The 529-nt window shown below is 50.7% G+C and carries 1 rRNA gene; it reads right to left on the bottom strand.

Annotation, left to right across the window (positions count from 1 at the left end):
• Positions 1-529, bottom strand: a 23S ribosomal RNA gene (locus ACF8FG_RS14900); the annotation flags it as partial.

Below are 529 nucleotides of genomic sequence, written 5' to 3'. Positions count from 1 at the left end.
TGCATCGGTTTGGTAAGTCGGGATGACCCCCTAGCCGAAACAGTGCTCTACCCCCTACAGTGATACATGAGGCGCTACCTAAATAGCTTTCGAGGAGAACCAGCTATCTCCGAGCTTGATTAGCCTTTCACTCCGATCCACAGGTCATCCGCTAACTTTTCAACGGTAGTCGGTTCGGTCCTCCAGTCAGTGTTACCTAACCTTCAACCTGCCCATGGATAGATCGCCCGGTTTCGGGTCTATACCCAGCGACTAAACGCCCTATTAAGACTCGCTTTCGCTACGCCTCCCCTATTCGGTTAAGCTCGCCACTGAATATAAGTCGCTGACCCATTATACAAAAGGTACGCAGTCACCTAACAAAGTAGGCTCCCACTGCTTGTACGCATACGGTTTCAGGTTCTATTTCACTCCCCTCTCCGGGGTTCTTTTCGCCTTTCCCTCACGGTACTGGTTCACTATCGGTCAGTCAGTAGTATTTAGCCTTGGAGGATGGTCCCCCCATATTCAGACAAAGTTTCTCGTGCTC

It is taken from the genome of Pseudomonas sp. YQ_6 (assembly GCF_043103245.1).
GTDB classification, from domain to species: Bacteria; Pseudomonadota; Gammaproteobacteria; order Pseudomonadales; family Pseudomonadaceae; genus Aquipseudomonas; species Aquipseudomonas alloputida.
The sequence above is the reverse complement of the archived record's forward strand: the minus strand, read 5'-3'. Positions and strand labels throughout refer to the sequence as shown.